This window comes from Herbaspirillum sp. GW822-FHT03A08 (assembly GCF_058801885.1).
The window spans coordinates 136,396-155,357 of the sequence record NZ_JBXANR010000005.1 but is presented as its reverse complement, the minus strand read 5'-3'; the positions used below and the strand labels follow the sequence as shown (position 1 = coordinate 155,357).

Genomic DNA, 18,962 nt, shown 5'->3' with positions numbered 1-18,962 from the left:
CTGCGAAAGCATCAGAGGAACGAACAATGAATGAACATATCTCGCCGGTTGCGCTGCAAAAAGCATATCGACTGCTCAATCATGGCCCGACGGTACTGGTCTCTGCCGAACACGACGGCGTCGACAACGTCATGGCGGCAGCATGGGCCTGCGCCCTGGATTTTGCGCCGCCCAAGATTACGGTGGTGCTGGACAAGCAAACCAAAACCCGCGAACTGGTTGAAAAAAGCCATCGCTTCGTCATCCAGATTCCCAATGCCGCTCAGCTTGAATTGACCCAGGCGGTGGGATCGGCGAGCTTGTCGGAGGATCCGGACAAGCTGGCAAAAAGCGGCGCCGAGCTGTTTCGCATGGAGGGACACAAGATGCCCTTCGTTGCCGGTTGCTCCGCCTGGCTGGCCTGCAAACTGATCGCAGAGCCGCACAATCAAAACACCTACGATCTGTTCATCGGTGAAGTCATCGGCGCATGGGCGGATGACCGTGTGTTCCAGAACGGCCACTGGAATTTTGAAAATGCTGACCCCAAATGGCGCAGCCTTCACTACATTGCGGGCGGCCACTACTACGCTATCGGTGATGCACTCTCTGCAGCCGGCAGCAACAGCATCAAGGACTGATACGTGGCATTTTTACCGCGCCTCACACGCCTGGCACGGTAAGGGCCAGCATCTTTCCAAGCATGTTCTTCTGCTTACCTCCTTCTCAAATCCGCCCTGCGGGCGGAATTCGCCACCTCCTCTTTCTTCGTTTCCTCGCTCGCCTGAGTGTGCCGGGAAACCGCGCATGATCTGAAAAACCTTGATTGCCGCCGTAAATGGCAGAAATCTATCTCAAGGGTTCATTGCATTTTCTAGTTGCATATTAAAACCACAATTGATATAAATCATCTGGTTTCAAAATAAAACCATTAAAAATTCCCTCACAGATTCCAAAAGGAGCACACGTTCCATGATTCCTGCCAGCGCCACGTTCGACAACAGCTTTCCGTTCACGCCTCATTTCAACCACGCCTCCGGTTTCGCGATGCATTACGTCGATGAAGGACCGCGTACGGCAGAGGTCGTGCTTTGCCTGCATGGTGAACCGACCTGGGGTTATCTGTTCCGCCATCTGATTTTTGCTTTGAGCGGAACGCATCGCGTGGTCGTGCCGGATCACATGGGTTTTGGAAAAAGCGCGACGCCGGCCGACCGCAGCTATTGGTTGCAGGATCACATCGACAATCTGGAGCGCCTGGTGCTGGCGCTGGATTTGCGCGACATCACGCTGGTGATGCACGACTTCGGCGGCCCGCTCGGCATGGGTCTGGCGGCGCGGCATCCCGATCGCATTGCGCGCATTATTTCAGCGAACGGGCCGACGCCTTTTGGCATACCTGGCGAGGTGGATCGCCTGCTTGCCAACGCAGCCGAAGCACCATGGTTCCAGTGGATCCTCAAAGCGGCCGGCGACGGCAGTCTTGAAACCGTGCTGGGACAACTTGGCTTCAATATCCTGAGCACGCTGAAGCTGAACGGCTTCGAAAACAATGCCGTCATCAATGACGCATGGCTGTCGGCCTACGGCAGTCATTTCGCAAGTCCCGCCGATTGTCTTGGCGCGATCGGATGGCCCAAGGGCTTTGCCTTGCAGGCGCATCAATTCGAAGCGCCAAGTGCAGCCGCACAAGAGACGATACGCACCAGACCGGCACTGGCGATCTGGGGAGACGCAGACCGGACATTGCATGCAAAGCATTTCCTGCCGATCTTCAGCTCCTTGTTTCCGCATGCCCCCATCCATCGGCTGCCAGGCGTCGGTCACTACTGCTTTGAGGATGCGCCGGAACAGATTTCGCAGTTGATTACCGCATTCCTGCAACGGACGCGCGCTGCTACGGCCTGACGCCGCAAGACGAGTTCGGCGAAGAAAATCGGCGCAAAAAAAATCGCCGCGCGTAAAACTTTACGCGCGGCGATTTGCGGGAACGAAAATTGGGTAGGCTGAGAGTTAGTCCGCCGGACGTACCGTCACGATGATCGGCGCGGTATTTTCGCCATTGCCTTGCTCGAGCGACTGACGATAACGTTCGGACCGTTCCATGTTGATCTGGTACTGTTCTTCCGCATGGCGGTATGCCAATTGTTCTGCGGGCGAGCGGCTGCAGCCGCAGACGGCAAGGGAGCAAACGACGAGAAGCATGGACTGCCACATATACCGCCTCCAGATTGAATTATTTCTTTGCAGCAATCATATACTCAATATATCCACAAAGCAATTTTTGCGATAATCTCTGCGGCTCGAAACCGCACCAGTATTGGTTTTCAATCAACACTGGCGAAATCCGGCATTCCTGGGCATTCTCCGGACTACCTGCATCTCGCGTCATTCACACCCTCTCAGCGAAAGGAATCCCTTGTCCGCCCTGTCCTCTTTACTGAACAAATTCACCTGCGCGATGCTGGCCGGCGGCATGCTGCTGGCAGCAACCTGCGGCACCGCACATGCCGAGAAAAAACACTGCCTCAGCGAATGCAAGCCGCGCATCGGCATCGTTTCGGCTTTCGGCGCCGAGGCGGACATACTGCTGGAGCAGACTCAAAAGAAACGCGACTGGCGCATCAACGGCAATCGCTTCACTACCGGTGTATTGCGTGGCAACCCGGTGGTGATCGTGCTCAGCGGCGTGAGCATGGTCAACGCGACGATGGTGACGCAACTGATGCTGGATCATTTCCATGTCGAGCGCCTGCTCATGAGCGGCATCGCCGGCGGCGTCAATCCGGCCAATCATGTCGGCGATGTAGTCGTGCCGGAGAGCTGGGCGATGCCTATGGAGGTGTATTGGAACGGCGACGGCAGCCTGCCTGCGGCTTGCGGCAATGCGGGTGATGTCAGCTGCCTGGGATTGAAACTGGCGACGGAAAACGGCCAGGCGCGCCCGAACTACCAGTTCGACGCACCCGGCGGCAAAGTCAGCAGCGGCCTGTTTATGCGCGACAGTTTTGTGATGAATGCCGCCAATGCGCCGCAGGGCGAGTTTCGCTTCGAGTTTCAGGCCGATACGCAGATGCTTGCCGTAGTGCGTAGTCTGCAGCCGGCGCTGGCCAGCTGCGGGCCAAAAAATCCTGCGTTGTGCGTGGCCGTGCAGCCGATGCTGAAAGTTGGTGGGCGCGGTATTTCAGGATCGGCATTTTTAGCGAATGCCGGCTACCGTACTTATCTGTACGACACCTTGCAGGCGCAACTGGTGGATATGGAAACGGCCGCGTTTGCGCAGGTTGCTTATGCTAACGGCGTGCCTTTCATTGCGTTTCGCAGCGTCTCGGATCTGGCGGGCGGCAATGATTTCAAGGATGTCGGCGCTTTCTTCGGCAGCGGACTCGCGGAGACCAATGAGGCAAACGTGACGCTGGCGTTTCTGGAGGCATGGAAGCGGCGTCTTCGCACACCGTGACGTCATTTGCGCAGACGTCTTCAATGTAAAAAAAGCGGAAGATGCCTTCCGCTTTTTTCTTTCTCCTGACAGTGTTCAAAAGCGCGGCTTGACCGTCTTCCAGTCCGGCTTGTACTTGCGCATCTGACGTACGTCGTCGCGCGAGCGGATGCCGCAGCCGAGGTAAAGGTCATGCAGCTTGGCCAGTTGATCGCGGTCAAGTTCCACCCCCAGGCCCGGCGCGCGCGTGATGCTGACGCAGCCGTTGCGGATCGGCAGCTTGCCGCCCTTGATGACTTCTTCGTCGGCTTCCTGCCATGGATAGTGCGTGTCACAGGCGTAGGAAAGATTCGGCACCGCTGCCGCCACGTGCGACATCGCCATCAGGCTGATGCCCAGATGCGAATTGGAGTGCATCGACACGCCCAGGCCGAAGGTATCGCACATCAGCGACAGCGTCTGTGTGTCGCGCAAGCCGCCCCAGTAATGATGATCGGCCAGCACGATTTGTACGCTGTTCAGTGCGACGCTACGGCGGAATTCGTCGAAATCGGTCACGACCATATTGGTCGCCAGCGGCAAGCCGGTGCGGCGATGCAGTTCGGCCATGCCTTCCAGTCCCGGGGTCGGATCTTCGTAGTATTGCAGGTCGTCGCCCAGCAACTCCGCCATGCGCACGGCCGTGTCCAGCGACCAGTTGGCATTGGGATCGATGCGCAGCGGTGCATTCGGGAAGGCTTTTTTCAGGGCCTTGATGCAGGCGACTTCATGCTCTGGTTCCAGGGCGCCGGCCTTGAGCTTGATGCTCTGGAAGCCGTTTTCATCGATCATGCGGCGCGCCTGCGCGACGATCTGTTCTTCGCTCAGCGCTTCGCCCCAGGCGTCTGGCTTGTACGGGCTGTCGATGTGTTCTGCATATTTGAAAAACAGATAGGCGCTGAATGGAATCTCGGTACGCACGGCGCCGCCGAGCAAGTCGACCAAGGGTACGTTCAGATAGCGCGCCTGGACGTCGAGCAAGGCCACTTCGAAGGCAGAATAGGCATTGCTGACCGCTTTGCTGGCATGCGATCCGGGAGCCAGTTCTGCACCTGAATTATTGGCCGGCGACATGCTCGCCACCGCCGCCTTGACGATTGCACGCAACCCGTTGAGGTTGAACGGATCGAGACCGATCATCTGCGTCTTGACCTTGTCCATCACCGCCAGCGCGGGCGCATCGCCGTAGCTTTCACCCAGGCCGAAATGGCCGTTGTCGGTTTCGACTTCGATGATGGAGCGCAAGGCATACGGCTCATGAATGCCGCTGGCGTTGAGCAAAGGCGCATCCTTGAATGCAATCGGGGTGACGGTGACGCGTGTGATTTTCATGGTCTTGGTTCCGAGAATCAGTAAATCGGTAGTAATGAATTATTTCTTGGCGATCTGCGCTGTCGTGCGAGCGAAAAACACCACAACCGCAGCAACCACCGAGGTCGCCGCCAGCGCGTACAAACCACCTTCGATGGAGCCGGTCTTTTGCTCCAGGAAGCCGAAGGTAGTTGGCGCGACGAAGCCGCCAAGATTGCCCAGCGAATTGATCAGCGCAATCACGGCCGCAGCAATGCGGGCATCGAGGTAAGACTGAGGAATCGGCCAGAACAGCGACGATGCGGCCTTGAACCCGACCGAGGCGAAGCAGATCGAGACGAAGGCAAACACCGGTCCCCCGAAGGTCGACACGTACATGCCGATGGCCGCGATGATCAGCGCCGCTGCAGCCCACGCTTGCTGGAACTTGAAACGTGCCGCAAGGCTGGCGAACAGATACATGGCGATGATGGAAATGATCCAGGGAATCGAATTGAACAAGCCGACCTGGAAGTCCGAATAGGTGCCCATCTTGCGAATGATGCTGGGCAGCCAGAAGGTCGCGCCGTAGATCGTCAGCGAGATTGAAAAATAGATGAAGCAGAAGATGACGATCTGGCTGTCGCGCAGCAGCGTCCATGCCGAGATATGCGCCGGCTTGGTCTTCTCACGCTCGGCTTGTTCGGCAGCGATGGTGCCGGTAATGAGATCACGCTCGCTCGGTGTCAGCCACTTGGCATCGGCAGGCCGCGAATCGAGCCAGAACCAGACGAAGCCGCACAGCACCACGGACGCCAGGCCTTCGATAATGAACATCCATTGCCAGCCATGCAAACCACCGCCTTCGATCTGCAACAAGGCGCCCGACACCGGACCCGACAAGATGGACGCCAGCGCCGAACCGCTCAGGAAGATGGCCATCGCCTTGCCGCGCTCGCCGCTGGGCAGCCACTGCGTGAAGTAATAAATCACACCGGGGAAAAATCCCGCCTCCGCCACGCCAAGCAAAAAACGCAGCGCATAGAACGACATCTCGCCCTGCACAAAGGCCATCGCGGTCGCGGCGATGCCCCAGGTCAGCATGATGCGGGTCAGCCAGGCTTTGGCGCCAAACCTCTGCAGCAGCATGTTGGACGGCACTTCAAAAATGGCATAGCCGACGAAGAACAAGCCCGCCCCCAGACCGTAGGCCGCAGTACCGATACCGATGTCGGCGGCAAGGTGCGTGCGCACGAAGCCGATATTGACGCGGTCGATGTAGTTGACGATGAACATAATGACAAACAGCGGCAAGACACGCTGCTTGATCTTGGATACCGCCTTGTCGAGCGGCGACAATGCCCGCCCCGCAATGCTTGCTGCCTGCGCTGTATTCACTGCATGTCTCCTGCGTTTTTAGTATGGAAAAAGGCTGCTGCCTTTCGCGTTAAAACATTAAAACACTAATATATTAGTGTGTCAATCCAACTGAATTGCCTTATCATGCGGGTAACAAATTGGATCAGGCTTGCATCATGCGGCATCTTGCAACGCCGATACAGGATCTGACGTGCATCTCCCCCGATTGTGCGGCGATCTCTTTCATTTTATTTTTTGTTGTTGCCGGACCGGATTCATCATTTGCGACCACTCATGAACAGCCCCCTGCTCTCATCCCAGCCTCAGCGCCCGCATCAACTGGACCGCTCGCGCCACGCGGCGCCTCAGGTATTCGAACGCCTGCGCGAAGCGATCATCACCATGCAGCTCACGCCCGGCACTGTCCTGTCGCGCGCCGAGCTGGCCTTGCAGTTCGGGCTAAGCCAGACGCCGATTCGCGACGCGTTGATGAAACTCGGAGAAGAAGGACTGGTAGATATTTTTCCGCAGCATGCGACTGTGGTGCGCGCGGTGGATATTGCGATGGCGCGGCAGGCGCATTTCCTGCGCCGCTCGATTGAGCTGGAAATCGTGCATACGCTGGCGTCCTCGCCCAACGAAGCATTGGTGGTCCGCCTGAAAAACAGTATCTCCAATCAAACTGCGCTGGCCGAAAGCGGCGACTACAGCGCATTTGTCGAAGCTGATCAGGCCTTTCACCGCCAGATGTATGAGGCCGCGAATATTCCTGATCTATGGTCGATGGTGCGCCGGCACAGCGGCCACCTGGATCGCCTGCGCGCGCTGCACGTGCCGATTCCCGGGAAGGCGCATGCGGTGTTGCGCGACCATGCCGCGATCGTCAAGGCGATTGCCGACGGCGACCCGGCGGCGGCGCAGGATGCGCTGCGCACGCATCTCTCCGGGACCTTGTCGCATCTGGACGAGATCCGTGAGCGGTTTCCGCACTATCTGAAAGATTGAAGAAAGATCGAAGAAGGATCGAGTCCGGCGATCAGACCGCTGCTGAAAACTTGCGGCCTTCGGTCAGCATTAGATGGAAGTCGGCGGCCGGTACCGGGCGCGAGAACAGGTAACCTTGCAACTCGTCGCAACCGGCTTCGCGCAGGAATTCGAACTGCTCCATGCTTTCGACGCCTTCGGCAATGACCTTGTGGCGCAACTGCTTGGCGATGCTGATGATGGCGCTGGCGATCGCGCAATCGTTGGTGTCTTCCGGAATGCCGGTGGTGAACGAGCGATCGATCTTGAGCGTGTTGATCGGGAAACGCTTCAGATACGACAGACTGGAGTAGCCGGTGCCGAAATCGTCGAGCGAAATCGTCACGCCCAGCAAACATACTTTTTCCATGATGGAGATCACGCGGTCAGTGCTGTGCATCAGCATGCTCTCGGTGATTTCCAGCTCCAGCCATTCGCCGGTCAGCTGGTGACGGCTTAGCGCCGCCCTCACCCGGTCCGGCAAGGATCGCGTGAACTCGCGCGCGGTCACGTTGATCGCGATGCGGATCGGCGCCATGCCGGCGTCTTTCCACTGGCGCGCCTGTGCGCAGGCGGCTTCCAGCACCCAGTCGCTGAGCTGAACGATGAGTCCGGTCTCTTCGGCAATGGGGATGAAATCACCCGGCAGCAGCAAGCCGCGCTCGGGATGCTGCCAGCGCACCAGCGCTTCGGCGCCGGTAATCTGACCGCCGACCAGATTGATCTTCGGCTGGTAATACAGCAGCAGCTCGTTGTATTCAAAGGCGTGCAGCAAGCCGGTTTCAATCCGCAGCAGATCGAGCGTATTGCGGTTCATCTCTTCGCTGTAATACGCGTAGCCGCCTTCGTTGTTCTCGCCACCCTGCTTGGCGCGGTACATGGCAATGTCGGCCAGGCGCAGCAAGGTTTCGGTATCGGCCGCGTCTTGCGGATACATGCTGATGCCGATGCTGGCGCCGACGCGCAGCTCGTGGCCGTCGATGAAGAACGGCTCGTCAAACAGCGCGATCAGTTTTTGCGCCACAAAACCGGCGTGGTAATCCTTGTCGATGTCGAACAGTGCAATCGCAAATTCATCGGCGCCCAGACGCGCCACCACATCCTCGTCGCGCAATGCCTTGCGCAGACGGATCGCCACTTCCACCAGCAACATGTCGCCGGCGACGTGGCCGAGGGTGTCGTTGATCGGCTTGAAGCGGTTCAGGTCGATGAACATGATGCAGCCGTAGACATTGTCCTGCTGCGCCGCTACCAGCGCCTCATCGACCGTGCGCGTGAGCAGCGTGCGGTTGGGCAAGCCGGTAAGCGAATCGTAGTAAGCCAGATGATGAATCAGCTTTTCGGCGTTCTTGCGTTCGGTGATGTCGTTGATGTAGCCGATCATGCCGATCGGCTGGCCGTGCTGGTCGCGCATGACCGACAGCGACAGGCTGGCCCAGAATGCTTCGCCCGACTTCTTGCGGCGACGCACTTCCATCTCGCGGCCGCCTTGCGAAAGAAACATGTCGCTCAGCGACGTATCGTCCTCATCTTCGCTCTCGTAGAGAAACAAGACGTTGCGGCCGATGGCTTCGATCGCGGTATAACCGAAGAGCTGTTCTGCGCCGCGGTTCCAGCTGGTGATGAAGCCGGCCTGATCCATCGTGATGACGGACTCGTGCATCTGGTTGAGGATCTGCGCCTGCTGCTCGAGCTTGGATTCGATCTGGTCCAGCGCACGGCTGCGTTTTTCGGTATCGGCGCGGTTTTGCAGCAAGCGGCCGGTCAGGCCGGCGAAGGACGCCAGACGGGCAATCTCGGTATCGCTATAGGCACCGTCGGCGCTTTCGACCGCAGGGAAAACATAGTGACCGTACAGCAAGCCCTCGTGCGCAACGATTTGCGCCAACGCAGAATTCGGCAAAGGCGCTTCCGAGAAGTAACGACCGCCGGGACGCCCCAGGAAAGTCGAAACGATTTCGCTCAATGCCTCATGCAATGCCAAGCCTTCCAGCCCCAGCACTGCGTCAAGCAGTGCCGAGCAGCAGGCGAGATCATTGCTGCTGAGCGTAGCGATCATCGTGTTATGCCTCGTGGCTGACTTTGGATGCCCAACGATAGGCCTGGATCAGGCCGCGGCAATATCCTTCCGCCGTTACGCCGGCCGACACCAGATCGCTGTGGCGCAACGGGATGCGACCGTATTCGGCGCGCTCCACCACGTCCAGCAAACGGCCCAGTCGTCCGCGCCGCTGCATCAAGGCATCAACGATGTCCTGCGGTAACTTGAGCGGCTCGATGATCAGTCGCAGCGGCATCGCCAGCAATACGTCCAGCAAAGAAAACATGCCGACGATGAAGGCGCGATCCTGCTCATCGCGGTCGCCGCCCATCTGCTGGCACAGAGCTTCCATCATGGCGGCGCGTGCTGCCGCGCGCGGCAGCAGCGGATTGGCCGATTCGTCGCCGGGGAAACGCGCGTACAGCAGCAATTGCAACCAGCGCTGCAACTGGCGGCGGCCCAGCAAATTAATGGCTTGCGTGAAATTGGTGATGTGGGCGGAAAACCCGAATGCAGCAGAACTCACCAGCTTGAACAGTTGATACGACAAGGCAGGATCCTGCTTCAGCAGTGCTTCCAGCTCGGGCGCGTCGGCGTCGTGCGAGACCAGTTCCAGCAGCTTCAGCAAACGACCGCGCGAAATCGCGTCTTTTTGCGTAATGGCGGACGACGGCAGCAGAGGATATTCGCCGCTGAACCAGCGGAAGCCTTCGGCGCGGCAAGCGTCGAACAGCACCGGATCGGGCACATTTTCGGCAATGTGCGGGCCGCGCAGGCTGGTCAGCCAGTTGCCGGCTTCCGGTTGAATCCCTGCGCTGCAGTCCAGCGAGATGGATTCCACATATTCGGAAAACAGCGCCATGCGCGCCGGCAAGCCGTCGGCGATCAGGCCGTAGCCCAGTTTGTTCAGACGCTCCAGCAAAGGATGACGCGCCGCATCGACGCAGTATTCCACCGGAATGCGCAGAATCAGATTGGTGTCTTTGGGCGGCGCGCCGAATTCGCCGGCAAACCGCTCAGGGTTGGGCACGGTGAGAATGCAGGCAAGACCATTGAGGGCCTCGCCGAGACCAAATTCGTTAAAAAGCCGGGAAAACAGATCACATCCGTTCTCATCAAACGGGGAGACATGAAGCGACAGAGCCGTCCATAGGTAATGAACGTCTGCAACAGGCTGTAGAAATACGAGAGGAAAAGAAGGAATGCTTTTATCCTGGACAGCCATTTTGTATAGATGTCACGGTGAGCAGCCGCAACATTTTTAATTAATTATCAACGATAAATAAGGTTATTTCCGAAAAGAATTCTTATCTAAATCCAAATATTTTTCTAATATACCCGATAAATCACGACTTGCCTAAGTGATCATTCAACTAAAAACATTTCTTGCAAATCGTTTAAAAACCGGCGCCCCAGTTCGGTCGGCCGGATGTGCATATGATCGCGATATAGCAGGCCTTTTTTCTCGGCTTCGTTGAGTGCTGCATCGATATTGTTGATGCCCATACCGGTGCGTTCAGCGAACAAATTTGCGGGAAATCCATCTTGCAGACGCAACGCATTGAGCATGAATTCAAACCCGAGCGCGTCGCGGCCGATTTCACCTTCCTCTTGAATGGCATTACCGGTTCGCATCTTCTCCAGATAAGTCTGCGGGTGCTTGTGGCGCATTTGCCGCACGATGCGATGCGGAAAAGAAAGCTTGGAATGCGCGCCGGCGCCGATGCCCAGATAATCGCCGAACTGCCAGTAGTTCAGATTGTGACGAGCCTGGTGCTTGGGCTTGGCATATGCCGAGACTTCGTAGTGCTGGTAACCGGCGGCCGTGGTCAGTTCAGTAATCATGTCCTGCATGTCGGCGCTGACGTCATCGTCCGGTACTGCGGGAGGATATTTTGCGAAGAGCGTGTTCGGCTCCAGCGTCAGATGATAGAGCGACAGATGCGGCGGCGCGCAATCGATGGCGGTCTGAATGTCGCGGCGCGCCTCCTCTACGCTTTGCGACGGCAAGGCGTACATCAGATCGAGATTGAAATTGTCGAAATTGGCATGGGCGATCTCGACTGCCTTGCGCGCCTGGTCGCCGTCATGAATGCGGCCCAGCGCGGCCAGGTGGGTGGAGTTGAAGCTCTGGATGCCGATCGACAGACGGTTGATGCCGCTGGCGCGGTAGGACTTGAATTTTTCCGCCTCGAAGGTGCCGGGATTGGCTTCCATCGTGATCTCGATGTCGACGTCCATCGGCAGCAAGGTGCGGATGTCCGACAACAAACGATCAAGACCGGCCGCCGACAGCAGGCTGGGCGTGCCACCGCCGATGAAGACGGAATAGATCTTGCGGCCCCAGATCAGCGGCAGCGCGGATTCCAGGTCGGCGCGCAAGGCGTCGAGATAGGCGTCTTCCGGAAAGCTGCCCTTCACTTCATGCGAATTGAAATCGCAATACGGACATTTCTTCACGCACCACGGGAAATGCACATACAGTGACAACGGCGGTAGCGCCGTCAATTGCAGGCTGCCTGGCTTCAAAAACGCCAGGGCGGCTTGCGCCGGACCCTGGCCTTGCTGAGCCGGCTCAGTGGATTGCGTCGGCTGGCCAGATATCGACGACAAGTCGACCCTGACCGGCTTGATCGGAATAATCATCGCAGCTTCTCTACCAGTGCACGCAGAGCCTGGCCGCGGTGCGAGCGGGCGTTCTTTTCGGCAGCGGTCAGTTGCGCTGCGGTTTTGCCCAGGGCAGGCAGCAAGAAATACGGGTCGTAGCCGAAGCCGCCTTCGCCGCGCGCATCCGCCACGATTTCACCGCGCCAGGAACCGTCGGCAATCACCGGTTGCGGGTCGTCGGCGTGGCGCACGTAGACCAGCACGCAATAATAGTAAGCAGACTTGTCGGCATGCGCTGCCAGATCAGCGATCAGCTTGGCATTGTTGGCGGCGTCCGATTTCGGCTCGCCCGCGTAGCGCGCCGACCAGACGCCCGGTGCACCACCGAGGGCGTTGACGCACACGCCGGAATCGTCAGCCAGCGCTGGCAAGCCGGTCAGGCGTGACGCGTGGCGCGCCTTGGTCAACGCGTTTTCGACGAAGGTGGCGAACGGTTCTTCTGCCTCCGGGACGTCGAACTCGCCTTGAGGACGCACGTCCAGGCCGATTTCGCCGAGCAAGGCGCCGAATTCTTTGAGTTTTCCCGGATTATTGGAAGCGAGAACGATTTTTTGTGTCATGGCTGATGGCTGATAACTCCGCAAGTAGCCGCGGATGGATGGCAAACGTAAAAACGCCATGTCCGCGGATAACGGACATGGCATGTCGGGATTGTAAAAGGATTCGGCCGAGGCTGCTGAAACTGCACCCGGCTCTGGCGGCTGCGGAAGTGTTATTTCGACACTATTTTGCGACTACTCCGACGCAGCTTACTTCGCCAGACCCAGCGTTTGTTTCTGCAGCGACAACAGTTTCTTGATGCCCTTGTCGGCGATATCCAGCAAGCTGTTCAGGGTCGCGCGATCAAACGCGGCGCCTTCGGCCGTGCCCTGCACTTCGACGAAATGGCCGGCATCGGTCATGACGACGTTCATGTCGGTGTCGCAGTCGGAATCTTCCAGATAATCCAGATCCAGCACCGGCACGCCACGGTAGACGCCAACCGAAATGGCGGCGACGAAGCTCTTGACGGGGATGGCGGTGATCAGGCCGCGGCCCAGCAGGACTGAAAACGCGTCGTAAGCGGCGACCATGGCGCCGGTGATGGCGGCCGTCCGTGTGCCGCCGTCGGCTTGCAGGACGTCGCAGTCCAGATGCAGCGTGCGCTCGCCGAAGGCTTCCAGGTCAAAGGCGGCGCGCAGCGCGCGGCCGATCAGGCGCTGGATTTCCTGGGTGCGGCCGGATTGCTTGCCTTTGGCGGCTTCGCGGTCCATGCGGGTATGTGTCGAGCGCGGCAGCATGCCGTATTCGGCGGTCATCCAGCCCTGCCCTTTGCCTTTAAGGAAACCCGGAACCTTTTCTTCAATGCTGGCCGTGCACAGCACGCGCGTGTCGCCGAACTCCACCAGCACCGAGCCTTCTGCGTGCTTGGTGTAATGGCGCGTCAGGCGGACGGTACGCAAATCGGCGGTGGCGCGTCCGCTGGGACGTTGAAAGTCAGTCATGTGTTTCCTCTAGAAGTCGGTGGCGGAGGCCCTGATGCTTGTGCTCAGGGCAATACCGGAGAGCAGGTTTTGACGGCGCAGTGGCGCAGAACCGGCAAACTTTTTACAATGCGCTATCCAAACCCAAATACAATCACGCCTCAGTCGTCAGCAAGCTTGTTTGATCAGGCAGGCCACAGACGTGACGTAATAATTTTTTCACCGGCATTGTCTTGATAAATTGCCGGTTTGTAAAGGAAGCGCCCTGCGCTCCCCCGCAAATCATCCGGCCATCCACGCAAACAGGATGGCCAGCACCCGGAGAATCGATTGACCATTTATAGCATGACCGGCTACGCCGTCGCCAAACGCGAAACCGCCGCCGGCGCAATCACCGTCGAAATGAAGAGCGTGAACTCGCGCTTCCTGGATTTGCAGTTCCGCGTCAATGACGACCTGCGCGCCGTGGAACCGGCGATGCGCGAAGCCATCATCAGTAAACTGGTGCGCGGCAAGGTGGAATGCCGCCTGAGCTTTGGCCGCAAGGCGGCGGAAGGCTCCAGCCAGGCGCTCAACCAGACGCTGCTGGCAACGCTGGCCGATCTGCAACGCCAGGTCCGCAAGCAATTCGCCGAAGCGGCGCCGCTGACGGTCAACGAGCTGCTGCGCTGGCCCGGCGTCATCGAAGAAGCCGAAATCGGCCAGGACACACTGCAAGCGGACGTACTGTCGACCCTGCAAGAAACCTTGGCGGCCTTCATCGACAGCCGCGCGCGCGAAGGCACTGCCCTGCAAGCCGTGCTGGAAACCCGCATCGACGCCATGGAAGCAATCGTCGCCCGCATCACGCCGCTGGTGCCGCAACTGGTGGCACAGTTCCAGCAAAAGGCCACGGAACGCATGCAGGAAGCACTGGGATTGGCGACCAAGGACGGCAAGGATGGAGCGACAACGCCATCGCTGCCACGCGACGAGGTGCTGGAACGCATCCGCCAGGAAGTCACGCTGTACGGCATCCGCATCGACATCGCCGAAGAACTGGCGCGCCTGTCGGCCCATCTGGCCGAGACCCGCCATATCCTGAAAAAAGGCGGCCAGGTCGGCAAGCGCCTGGATTTCATGATGCAGGAGCTCAACCGCGAAGCCAATACGGTCGGCTCGAAAGCCGCCATGAAAGAACTCGCCGACGCGTCGATGGAATTGAAATTGCTGATCGACCAGATGCGTGAACAGGTGCAGAACCTGGAATAAGCACCTATATTTAATAAAAACATTCAATCAGAACGACGAGAGAGCATTCCATGCCCGCAAAAAATCCAACCTCCGGCAGCCTGTTCATGGTCGTAGCGCCTTCGGGCGCCGGCAAATCGACCCTGGTCAATGCCCTGCTCAAGCAAGAGCCGGAAATCAAGCTGTCGATCTCTTACACCACGCGTCCGCCGCGTCCGGGTGAGGAACACGGCCGCGAATACTATTTCACCACCGCCGACGACTTCCTGAAGCGTCAGGCGGAAGGCGAATTCCTGGAATGGGCTGAAGTCCACGGCAACTATTACGGCACCTCGCGCCTGATGATCGCCGACCAGATCTCCAACGGCACCGACGTGCTGCTGGAAATCGACTGGCAAGGCGCGCAGCAGGTGAAGAAACAGTTTTCGAACGCGATCGGGATTTTCATTTTGCCGCCGTCGATTGCGGCCCTGGAAGAACGCCTGAAAAAGCGCGGACAGGACGAGCCGCATGTCATTACACGCCGCATCCTGGCGGCCGGCGGCGAAATCGCTCACTCTCCGGAGTTCGAATATGTTATTATTAATCAAGAGTTTGCAGTCGCTTTGTCGGAATTAACAGCAATTGTCAAGGCGGCCCGCTGCCGCTTCCCGCAACAAGCCGCGCGCAACACATTCTTATTCACTCAGCTGGGCATCCACGCCAGCAGCTAGGCGGCACAAGCAGCATTGCCGCCTCCGCGCTGGATCGGGCTTGATTTAAGCTGAACCAGAACCATGTAAGAACCAAGTAATCAGGAGTATTTATGGCCCGTATCACGATTGAAGATTGCCTCAAGCAAATCCCTAACCGCTTTCAGCTGACTCTGGCTGCGACATATCGCGCACGTCAATTGCTGCAAGGTCACACACCGAAAGTGGACGCCAAGGACAAGCCAACCGTGACAGCGCTGCGCGAAATCGCGGCCGGCAAAGTCGGCATCGAGATGCTGAAAAAAGTGCCTGCCTGAGTTTGACCCACGTCCATGCTGCTGACAACGCCAACGTATGAGCCTGACACCAACAGATTCAACCCTCGGTTCTCCGTCATCAGCATCTGGTACTACTAGCAACACTACCCGAGCGTCTTCCGGACGCTCGGCGTCAAAACAAAATTCACAAAATCCCCCAGTAGCACCTGCTCCCGCTTTACACAGCGGCGTGGCGACGTTTACCCATCTGACGCACAAGCTCGAGGAATACCTCACGCCTTCCGAACTGAAGAAGGTCAAGGAAGCCTATCGCTTCTCGGACGAGATGCACCTGGGCCAGATGCGCAAGTCCGGCGAACCTTACATCTCGCACCCACTCGCAGTCGCTGAAATCTGCGCCGACTGGAAGCTTGATGCGCAAGCCATGATGGCCGCCCTGCTGCACGACGTGATGGAAGACCAGGGCGTCAGGAAGGAAGAACTGATCGAACGCTTCGGCGCGCAAGTTGCGTCGCTGGTCGACGGCCTCTCCAAGCTGGACAAGATCGAATTCCAGAGCCAGATCGAAGCGCAAGCGGAAAACTTCCGCAAGATGCTGCTCGCCATGGCGCGCGACGTGCGCGTGATCCTGGTCAAACTGGCCGACCGCCTGCACAATATGCGCACGCTGGGATCGATGCCGCCGGACAAGAAGCGCCGCATTTCCCGCGAGACCATGGAAGTGTATGTGCCGATCGCGCATCGTCTCGGCCTCAACAATATTTACCGCGAGTTGCAGGAACTGTCGTTCTCGCATCTCTACCCGCTGCGGCATCGCACCCTGCTCAAGGCAGTCAAGTCGGCACGCGGCAATCGCCGCGAAGTGGTGACCAAGATCCTTGAATCCGTCACCAGCACGCTGATCGCTGCGGGCATCCCGGCGCAGGTCGACGGCCGCGAAAAAACGCTGTTCGGCATCTACCGCAAGATGCGCAACAAGCATTTGTCATTCTCGCAGGTGCTGGACGTCTACGGCTTCCGCGTGGTGGTCGACAGCTTCGCCAATTGCTACGTTGCGCTGGGCACGCTGCATTCGCTGTTCAAGCCGATGCCGGGCAAGTTCAAGGATTACATCGCGATTCCCAAGCTCAACGGCTACCAGTCGCTGCATACCACCCTGATCGGCCCCTACGGCACGCCGGTGGAGTTCCAGATCCGTACCCAGGATATGCACCGCGTTGCCGAATCCGGCGTCGCTGCCCACTGGCTGTACAAGGATGACGAAGGCAGCCTGACCGATCTGCAGCAGCGCACGCACGCCTGGCTGCAATCGCTGCTGGATATCCAGAAGCAAACCGGCGACTCGGCCGAATTCCTCGAACACGTCAAGGTCGACCTGTTCCCGGATTCCGTTTATGTGTTCACGCCAAAGTCGAAGATCATCGCCCTGCCGCGGGGCGCCACGGCGCTGGACTTTGCCTACAGCATCCACACCGACATCGGCGACCAGACCACCTCCGTCGTGATCAATCACGAACCGGCGCCGCTGCGCACCGAACTGCACAACGGCGACATCGTTGAAATCATCACTTCGCCGTCGTCGCGTCCGAGCCCGAACTGGCTTGGCTATGTGCGCACCGGCAAGGCTCGCTCGGCAATCCGCCATCGCCTGCGCACAGTTAATCTTGTGGAGTCGCAAGCCTTGGGCAAACGCTTGCTGACCAACGCATTGAATACCCTGGGCCTGGAGCCCGACCTGCCGTCGGCAATCATCGAGCGCCTGCTCAATGAATCCAGCGCCAAGACCATGGACGAGCTGTATGCCGACATCGGCATCGGCACGCGCATGGCGCCGCTGGTAGCGCGCCACATTATGGGTATGACCGAAGGCGGCGGATCAATTCCTCAGCTTGATGTCGAAGGCCATGTCTTGCCGAGCAAGCCGGATCCGGTCGTCATCACCGGCAACGAAGGCTCGACCGTACAACTGGCGGCCTGTTGCCTGCCGATTCCAGGCGACAAGCTGATCGGCCATCTGAAGCATGATCAGGCGCTGATCGTCCACGTGGAAGATTGCGAAACCGCCAAGCGCCACATTGAAAAAGAACCGGACCGCTGGATTGAAGTGACCTGGGCCGGCGAACTGAACCGCCGCTTTGAATGCCGCATCACCATTCTGGTCCATAACCAGAAAGGCACACTGGCACGCATTGCCGCCGAAATCGGCGAAGCCGATGCGCATATCGTCTCGGTCAGCATGGATGACGACGGCGATCCGGCGATGAAGCATCTGCGCTTCACCATCCAGGTCGAAGATCGCGTGCATCTGGCGCGCACCATGCGCGGTATCCGCAGCATCGACAGCGTGACCCGCATCCTGCGCGAACGCAGCTAAGCGTCAGCGCAAGCGTCAAGGCAGTGCTGATGCGCGGAGCCTCTTCACGCTTACTCCTCGTTTTACCTCTGGTTCATCGGCCTTACGCCGCCTCTTGGGCCTCTGGTACGGCGAATCGCATCTCTTTATGCGTACCGTCACAGGCGCCATGCTTGACCTTCTCCGCTACGAACTCAATCAACGCGCTCACCGCCAGCGACAACTGCCTCCGGTTGGGATAAACCGCGTACATGCCGCTCAGATCACGCTGATACTGCGGCAAGATGGCAACCAGGCTGCCGCGTCGCAAATCTTCGGCAGCCACCATCACCGGCAGCAAGGCAATCCCCAGTCCGGCGCGCGTGGCGCGCAGCAGCCCCTGCGCCGTGTTGATGCACAGGCGCGGCATTATCCGTATGCTTTCGGCACCTGACGGGCCTTCCAGGCGCCATAGCGCAGCTTGCGCGGTATTGGCGGCGGCAAGGCAATCGTGCGCCGCCAGCTCCTCCAGCGAAGCCGGCATGCCGCGCTTTTTCAGATAGGCCGGACTGGCCAGCAAACCGCGATAGCTTTCGCCGAGTTTGCGGGCCACCAGGCTGGAGTCCGGTAACTGCCCGGCACGAAACGCCAGGTCAATGCCTTCGGCGATCAGGTCGACACGCTCGTCGCTGAGTACAAACTCCAGTTGCACCTTGGGATGGCGCTGCATGAATTCAGCCACCCATTCCATGGCGAAGTTGTCGAAAAAGTCTGCCGGTGCGGCTACCCGCAGTACGCCGCTCGGTTCGCGGTTGCCCTCCGACAGAGTCGCTCCGGCCTGCTGAATGTCTTCGATTCCCGGTGCGCAGCGGTCAAAGAATTCACGTCCCGCCGCCGTCACGTTCAATTGCCGCGTGGAGCGCTGCAGCAGACGCACACCCAGACTCTCTTCCAACAGCTGCAAACGCCGGCTGATGGTGTTGGACGGCATGCCAAGACGACGACCGGCAGCGGCAAAGCTGCCGGCGCGCACCACATGGACAAAGACGGCAATATCGTTGAGGTCCAACATGATTCATCCCATAAATGGATTAGTGAAATCAAATTCTCCCATCTATTGATGTTATTGG

General features: G+C 58.6%; 17 protein-coding genes. 8 read left to right on the top strand and 9 right to left on the bottom strand.

What is annotated here, in order from left to right; translation table 11 throughout:
• Positions 1 to 26: 26 nt before the first annotated feature.
• Positions 27 to 620 carry a flavin reductase family protein gene (locus AC1RN6_RS16850; RefSeq protein ID WP_493006593.1) on the top strand — a complete coding sequence of 198 codons (594 nt, stop codon included), beginning with the start codon at positions 27 to 29 and terminating at the stop codon, positions 618 to 620.
• 331 nt (positions 621 to 951) lie between these two features.
• Positions 952 to 1,887 carry an alpha/beta fold hydrolase gene (locus tag AC1RN6_RS16845; protein ID WP_493006591.1) on the top strand — a complete coding sequence of 312 codons (936 nt, stop codon included), beginning with the start codon at positions 952 to 954 and terminating at the stop codon, positions 1,885 to 1,887.
• A gap of 105 nt (positions 1,888 to 1,992) precedes the next feature.
• On the opposite strand, the gene AC1RN6_RS16840 is transcribed toward AC1RN6_RS16845, so the two are convergent.
• Entirely contained in the window at positions 1,993 to 2,196 is a 204-nt protein-coding gene (locus AC1RN6_RS16840) for a hypothetical protein (protein ID WP_493006590.1), read from the bottom strand.
• Positions 2,197 to 2,398: 202 nt separating this feature from the next.
• Here AC1RN6_RS16840 and AC1RN6_RS16835 point away from each other — a divergent pair, with 202 nt between their 5' ends.
• Entirely contained in the window at positions 2,399 to 3,439 is a 1,041-nt protein-coding gene (locus AC1RN6_RS16835; protein WP_493006589.1) for a 5'-methylthioadenosine/S-adenosylhomocysteine nucleosidase, read from the top strand.
• A 75-nt stretch (positions 3,440 to 3,514) separates the two neighbouring features.
• Here AC1RN6_RS16835 and AC1RN6_RS16830 read toward each other — a convergent pair whose 3' ends face one another.
• Both AC1RN6_RS16830 and AC1RN6_RS16825 read right to left on the bottom strand, forming a co-directional pair.
• A complete protein-coding gene (locus AC1RN6_RS16830; protein WP_493006588.1) occupies positions 3,515 to 4,789 on the bottom strand; it encodes a glucarate dehydratase family protein in 1,275 nt (424 codons plus the stop codon).
• Between the two features lie 39 nt (positions 4,790 to 4,828).
• A complete protein-coding gene (locus AC1RN6_RS16825; protein ID WP_493006587.1) occupies positions 4,829 to 6,145 on the bottom strand; it encodes an MFS transporter in 1,317 nt (438 codons plus the stop codon).
• A gap of 255 nt (positions 6,146 to 6,400) precedes the next feature.
• Between AC1RN6_RS16825 and AC1RN6_RS16820 the strand changes: the two genes are divergently transcribed.
• Positions 6,401 to 7,111 carry a GntR family transcriptional regulator gene (locus tag AC1RN6_RS16820; protein ID WP_493006586.1) on the top strand — a complete coding sequence of 237 codons (711 nt, stop codon included), beginning with the start codon at positions 6,401 to 6,403 and terminating at the stop codon, positions 7,109 to 7,111.
• Between the two features lie 31 nt (positions 7,112 to 7,142).
• Here AC1RN6_RS16820 and AC1RN6_RS16815 read toward each other — a convergent pair whose 3' ends face one another.
• The 5 genes from AC1RN6_RS16815 to rph all read right to left on the bottom strand — a co-directional run bounded on the left by AC1RN6_RS16815 (position 7,143) and on the right by rph (position 13,321).
• Complete coding sequence (locus AC1RN6_RS16815) at positions 7,143 to 9,188, bottom strand: putative bifunctional diguanylate cyclase/phosphodiesterase (protein WP_493006584.1); 2,046 nt, start codon at positions 9,186 to 9,188, stop codon at positions 7,143 to 7,145.
• 4 nt (positions 9,189 to 9,192) lie between these two features.
• The gene (locus tag AC1RN6_RS16810) at positions 9,193 to 10,395 is read right to left on the bottom strand and encodes an EAL and HDOD domain-containing protein (RefSeq protein WP_493006583.1); all 1,203 of its coding nucleotides are present in this window, start codon (positions 10,393 to 10,395) and stop codon (positions 9,193 to 9,195) included.
• Between the two features lie 140 nt (positions 10,396 to 10,535).
• Positions 10,536 to 11,816, bottom strand: coding sequence for a radical SAM family heme chaperone HemW (hemW, locus tag AC1RN6_RS16805; protein ID WP_493006582.1), 1,281 nt, complete (start codon positions 11,814 to 11,816; stop codon positions 10,536 to 10,538).
• Positions 11,813 to 12,397 (bottom strand): RdgB/HAM1 family non-canonical purine NTP pyrophosphatase, encoded by a 585-nt coding sequence (rdgB, locus tag AC1RN6_RS16800; RefSeq protein ID WP_493006581.1) that lies wholly within the window; start codon positions 12,395 to 12,397, stop codon positions 11,813 to 11,815. The genes hemW and rdgB overlap by 4 nt, the downstream gene beginning before the upstream one ends.
• A 189-nt stretch (positions 12,398 to 12,586) precedes the next feature.
• Complete coding sequence (gene rph / locus AC1RN6_RS16795) at positions 12,587 to 13,321, bottom strand: ribonuclease PH (RefSeq protein WP_493006580.1); 735 nt, start codon at positions 13,319 to 13,321, stop codon at positions 12,587 to 12,589.
• Between the two features lie 324 nt (positions 13,322 to 13,645).
• Here rph and AC1RN6_RS16790 point away from each other — a divergent pair, with 324 nt between their 5' ends.
• From AC1RN6_RS16790 to AC1RN6_RS16775, 4 genes are all read left to right on the top strand, one after another.
• On the top strand, positions 13,646 to 14,551 hold the full coding sequence (locus AC1RN6_RS16790) for a YicC/YloC family endoribonuclease (RefSeq protein ID WP_493006927.1): 906 nt from the start codon (positions 13,646 to 13,648) through the stop codon (positions 14,549 to 14,551).
• 50 nt (positions 14,552 to 14,601) lie between these two features.
• Positions 14,602 to 15,243, top strand: a complete 642-nt coding sequence (gene gmk, locus AC1RN6_RS16785; protein ID WP_007881848.1) for a guanylate kinase — start codon at positions 14,602 to 14,604, stop codon at positions 15,241 to 15,243.
• A gap of 92 nt (positions 15,244 to 15,335) precedes the next feature.
• Positions 15,336 to 15,539, top strand: coding sequence for a DNA-directed RNA polymerase subunit omega (gene rpoZ, locus AC1RN6_RS16780; RefSeq protein WP_007881846.1), 204 nt, complete (start codon positions 15,336 to 15,338; stop codon positions 15,537 to 15,539).
• A gap of 37 nt (positions 15,540 to 15,576) precedes the next feature.
• Entirely contained in the window at positions 15,577 to 17,874 is a 2,298-nt protein-coding gene (locus AC1RN6_RS16775; RefSeq protein WP_493006579.1) for a RelA/SpoT family protein, read from the top strand.
• 82 nt (positions 17,875 to 17,956) lie between these two features.
• Here AC1RN6_RS16775 and AC1RN6_RS16770 read toward each other — a convergent pair whose 3' ends face one another.
• Positions 17,957 to 18,904: a LysR family transcriptional regulator gene (locus tag AC1RN6_RS16770; RefSeq protein WP_493006578.1), complete on the bottom strand. Its 948-nt coding sequence runs from the start codon at positions 18,902 to 18,904 to the stop codon at positions 17,957 to 17,959.
• Positions 18,905 to 18,962 lie beyond the last annotated feature (58 nt).